The sequence below is a fragment of the Brevundimonas sp. EAKA genome (assembly GCF_000698025.1).
GTDB classification, from domain to species: domain Bacteria; phylum Pseudomonadota; class Alphaproteobacteria; order Caulobacterales; family Caulobacteraceae; genus Brevundimonas; species Brevundimonas mediterranea_A.
In genome coordinates this window covers 1-4,256 of the sequence record NZ_JMQR01000190.1, presented here as the reverse complement: position 1 = coordinate 4,256, position 4,256 = coordinate 1, and the positions used below count along the sequence as shown (strand labels likewise).

The window sequence follows — 4,256 nt, the reverse complement described above, 5'->3', positions numbered from 1 at the left end:
GGGCCTCCAACGAGTGGTCGGCGACGGGCTTGCCATTGACGAAGAAGCTGGGCGTGCCCGCCACGCCGGCTTCCTGCGCGCCTTCGATCTGGGCCTGGAGCGCGACGCCGGTCGCGGGATCGCCGAGGCAGGTCTCGATCTGTTCGCGCGTCTTGCCGCTGGCGGCCAGGCCGGCGTCGAACCAGGGCTTGGCGCCGGTGGTGCGGAGCTCAGCCTGGTCGCGCATGAAGACCTCGGCCACGTCGAAATAGCGGCCGGGCGCGGCGCAGATGGCCACGGCCGCGGCGGCGGCGGCGACATTGGCCGGGGCGGTCGGCAGGTTGCGATGGACCAGCCGGACCTTGCCCGTGTCGATATAGCGGGCCTTGAAGGCCGGCAGAACGTCGTTGTGGAAGTCGGCGCAGTGCGAGCAGGTGAAGCTGGCGTATTCGATCACCGTCACCGGCGCGTCGGCCCGGCCCAGGACATGATCCTGGGCCGTCACGGGCGGAGGGGGCTCGACGGCAAAGGCCGGCCCCGCCAGTGTGGCGGTCAGGAGGGCGAGGGTGAGGACGGCGCGCCGGATCATGGCTTATTTCGCCAGTTCGGCGTCGATGGCCGTCGACAGGTCGGCCAGGCTTGCGCCTTCGCCGCCGGGGGTGATGACCTGGGTGTCGTTGACGTAGAAGGCCGGGGTGCCGGTCACGCCCTGGGCCTGGGCGAACTGGACGCGCTTCTCCATGGCGGCGACGGCCTCCTTGTCGGTGACGCAGTCGTTGAACTGCTGCTCGGACAGGCCGGCGGCCTGGGCCGTGCGCAGCAGCCAGTCGCGCGGCGAGGAGGTCAGCATCTCCTGCTGGGTGGCCATCAACTGGTGGATGACGTCGAAATACTTGTCCGGACCGGCGCAGCGGGCGACCAGGAAGCCGGCGGTGGCGGCGTCGACCGGCGGGGTCGGCAGCTCGCGGAAGATGTAGCGGACCTTGTTGGTGTCGACGTACTTGGCCTTGAACGCCGGCCAGGTCTTGGCCTGCCACACGGCGCAGTGGGGGCAGGTGACCGAGGCGTATTCGACCACGGTGACCTTGGCGCCTTCCGCCGCGCCCAGGCCCATGTCGCCCTCGGCCGCGCCCTTGGAGCCGCCGGCGCCGCAGGCGGCCAGGGCCATGGTCGCCATGGCGGCGCCGGTGATGGCCGCACGGCGGCTCATGCGGGCGAAACGGGTTTCGAAATTGGCCATTGGACTTCCTTGGTCGGAGCGTTGCCGGATGATCGCGCGATTCCCGGGGAACAGCGCAACCTTGATCATTCGAGAACAGGTGCGGCGAAGATTTGTCAATCGCGGTCGTTCGAGCGTGACAGGGTGGCGCGGCCAAGGCGGGCCAGGGCGGCGCGCAGTTCGTCGGGAACGTCGGCGATGGAGGCGGCCAGATCGGCCTCGGCCTCGGCGGCCAGAGGCGGGGGCTTGGCGGCGCGCTTGGGGCGGGCGGCGGCCTCGGTCAGGGGTTTGATCGGGCCCTGGGCGATGCGGAGGCGATCGACCGAACCGGCGCCGAGGAACAGGTTCACGCGGGCCAGGATGTCTTCGGACTGATGCTGGACCAGAAGGGCTGCGGCGCCGGCGACGCGCAGCTCGAGCACGCCGGGCTGGCCGGCCTTGCCCTTGGTCAGTTTCTGGGGGCGGGTGACGCGGGCCAGGCGGTCGCCGACGATCTCGCGCCAGCGGGGCTCCAGCGCGCCGGCGCCGCGGCCGAACTTCTCGTCCAGTTTCTTGATCAGCGGCGTCAGGGCCTTGCCGGCGCGCGGGGCCGGGCGCGGCGCCGGGCGGGTGCGGCGGCGCGACAGGATCTCGCGGACCTCGGCGTCTGTGGGCAGCGGGCGGCGCATGGGCCTATATAGCGCCATCTCATGCTCGACGTCTCTCTGATCCGTTCCGAATTGCTGGCCTGGTACGACCGGCATGCGCGCAGTCTGGCGTGGCGCGCGCCGCCGGGGGCGGAGGCGCGGACCGATCCCTATCGGGTCTGGCTGTCGGAGGTGATGCTGCAGCAGACCACGACGCCGCATGCGACGCCGTATTTCCAGAGCTTCACCGCCCGCTGGCCGACGGTGTCGGACCTGGCGGGGGCCGAGGACGGCGAGGTGATGGCCGCCTGGGCGGGGCTGGGCTACTACGCCCGGGCTCGCAATCTGCTGGCCTGCGCCCGGGCGGTGGCGGGCGAGCATGGGGGCGTGTTTCCGGATACGGAGGCGGGCTTGCTGGCCCTGCCGGGGGTGGGCGCCTATACGGCCGCGGCCGTGGCGGCCATCGCCTTTGATCGCCCGGCCAATGTGGTGGACGGCAATGTCGAGCGGGTCATGGCGCGGCTGTTCGCGGTCGAGACCCCGGTTCCGGCGGCGGGGCCCGAGTTGAGGCGGTTGGCGGGGCTGTTCGTGACGGACGAGCGGCCGGGCGATTGGGCTCAGGCGCTGATGGATCTGGGGGCGACGGTGTGTCGGCCCAACTCGCCGCTGTGCGGCCAGTGTCCGGCGGCGGACCAGTGTCTGGGACTGGCGAGCGGAGCGCCGGAGCGGTTTCCGGTAAAACTCAAGAAGGCGGAGCGTCCACATCGTCGGGGGGTGGCCTTCGTCATGATCGATCCCGACGGACAGGTGGCGCTGGAGCGGCGGCCGGACAAGGGGTTGCTGGGCGGGATGCTGGGGCTGCCCACCAGCGATTGGAGCGCCGCGCCCGATCCGACGCCGCCGGTCGCGGCCGACTGGCGCGAGGCGGGGGCGGTCGAGCATGTCTTCACCCATTTCAGCCTGACCCTGACGGTGCGGGTCGCCCATGTCAGGCCGGCCGGCGACTATCAGTGGCTGGGGCTGGACGCGGCGCGGGTCGCCTTGCCCACCGTCTTCGCCAAGGCGCTGGATCGGGCCGGCGAACCAGCCCTGATCTGAGGCCACCGCCTATTGCATCCCGGCGCGGACCTCGGCGCGGAGGGCGTCGATGGATTTCAGGCCCTGGTCGGTCTTGAAGCGCCAGTAGGTCCAGCCGTTGCAGGCGGGGGCGTTCTCGAACAGGGCGCCCAGCTTGTGGATCGAGCCGGTCAGGGAGCCGGACACCAGGGAGCCGTCGGCGCGGACGCGGGCCTCGCGCTCGCCCTTGGGGCAGTAGAGGCGGTCGCCGGGATGCAACAGGCCGGCCTCGACCAGGGCGCCGAAGGGCACCTTGGGCTCGGCGCGCTTGGAGCCCATGACCATCAGGTCTTCGGGATTGGCGGGAATGACCGAGGCGATGCGGGTTTCGGCGACCTCGGCGTAGGTCTCGTCACGCTCGATGCCGATGTAGTGGCGGCCCAGGCGTTTGGCGGCGGCGCCGGTGGTGCCGGTGCCGAAGAAGGGATCCAGCACGACGTCGCCGGGGCGGGTGGCCGACAGCAGGACGCGGTGCAGCAGGGCCTCGGGCTTCTGGGTCGGATGGGCCTTCTTGCCGTCGGCGTCCTTGATCCGCTCTTCGCCGGTGCACAGGGCGAAGGTCCAGTCGGACCGCATCTGGGTGTCTTCGTTGAAGGCCTTCAGGGCGTCGTAGTTGAAGGTGTAGCGCTTCTGCTCGCGCGAGCGGGCGGCCCAGATCAGGGTCTCGTGGGCGTTGGTGAACCGGGTGCCCTTGAAGTTCGGCATCGGGTTGGACTTGCGCCAGATGATGTCGTTCAGCACCCAGAAGCCCAGGTCCTGGATGGCCGCGCCGAGACGGAAGACGTTGTGATAGGAGCCGATGACCCAGATCGAACCCTCGGGCTTCAGCACGCGGCGGCATTCGGTCAGCCAGGCGCGGGTGAAGGTGTCGTATTCGGCGAAACTGTCGAACTTGTCCCAGTCGTCATCGACGGCGTCGACCTTGGAATTGTCGGGACGCAGCAGGTCGCCGCCCAGCTGGAGATTATAGGGCGGGTCGGCGAAGACCATGTCGACCGAGGCGTCGGGCAGGCTTTTCAGCACGGCGATGCAATCGCCACGGTGAATGACGTCCTTAGCCAGGGTGGGCTTATCCAGGGTGGGGAGCTTCAGATCGGACATGCAACGCGGCCTCGGAACAGTGAGACGGGCATGGTGAATCCTTACGGTTAAGGCAGTGTTGATTCCGGGGTTTTCTTTGCGCGCCGTGACGCGGGCGAGCGGAGGCGCCGACGCGCTTTCGCTGCGAAGTTATGAAGGGCTGGGCGGGGCGCCGGGCCTTCGCCCGGGGTTTGATCTAGAAATACCGTTTCGACGAAGGTTTGACGCCCCGCGCG

The 4,256-nt window shown here is 69.8% G+C and carries 5 protein-coding genes; 1 reads left to right on the top strand and 4 read right to left on the bottom strand.

The window, feature by feature from the left end; all coding sequences use genetic code 11:
• The 3 genes from ER13_RS16415 to ER13_RS16405 all read right to left on the bottom strand — a co-directional run.
• On the bottom strand, positions 1–568 hold a 568-nt coding region (locus ER13_RS16415; protein ID WP_035311018.1), incomplete at its 3' end, for a thioredoxin domain-containing protein.
• Positions 569–571: 3 nt separating this feature from the next.
• The gene (locus tag ER13_RS16410; protein ID WP_008261078.1) at positions 572–1,219 is read right to left on the bottom strand and encodes a DsbA family protein; all 648 of its coding nucleotides are present in this window, start codon (positions 1,217–1,219) and stop codon (positions 572–574) included.
• Between the two features lie 95 nt (positions 1,220–1,314).
• A complete protein-coding gene (locus ER13_RS16405; RefSeq protein WP_035311017.1) occupies positions 1,315–1,866 on the bottom strand; it encodes a DUF721 domain-containing protein in 552 nt (183 codons plus the stop codon).
• 21 nt (positions 1,867–1,887) lie between these two features.
• Here ER13_RS16405 and mutY point away from each other — a divergent pair, with 21 nt between their 5' ends.
• Positions 1,888–2,922, top strand: a complete 1,035-nt coding sequence (gene mutY / locus ER13_RS16400; RefSeq protein ID WP_008262490.1) for an A/G-specific adenine glycosylase — start codon at positions 1,888–1,890, stop codon at positions 2,920–2,922.
• 9 nt (positions 2,923–2,931) lie between these two features.
• Here the strand turns inward: mutY and ER13_RS16395 are convergent, their stop codons facing one another.
• Positions 2,932–4,041 (bottom strand): site-specific DNA-methyltransferase, encoded by a 1,110-nt coding sequence (locus ER13_RS16395; protein ID WP_008258856.1) that lies wholly within the window; start codon positions 4,039–4,041, stop codon positions 2,932–2,934.
• Between the last annotated feature and the right edge of the window lie 215 nt (positions 4,042–4,256).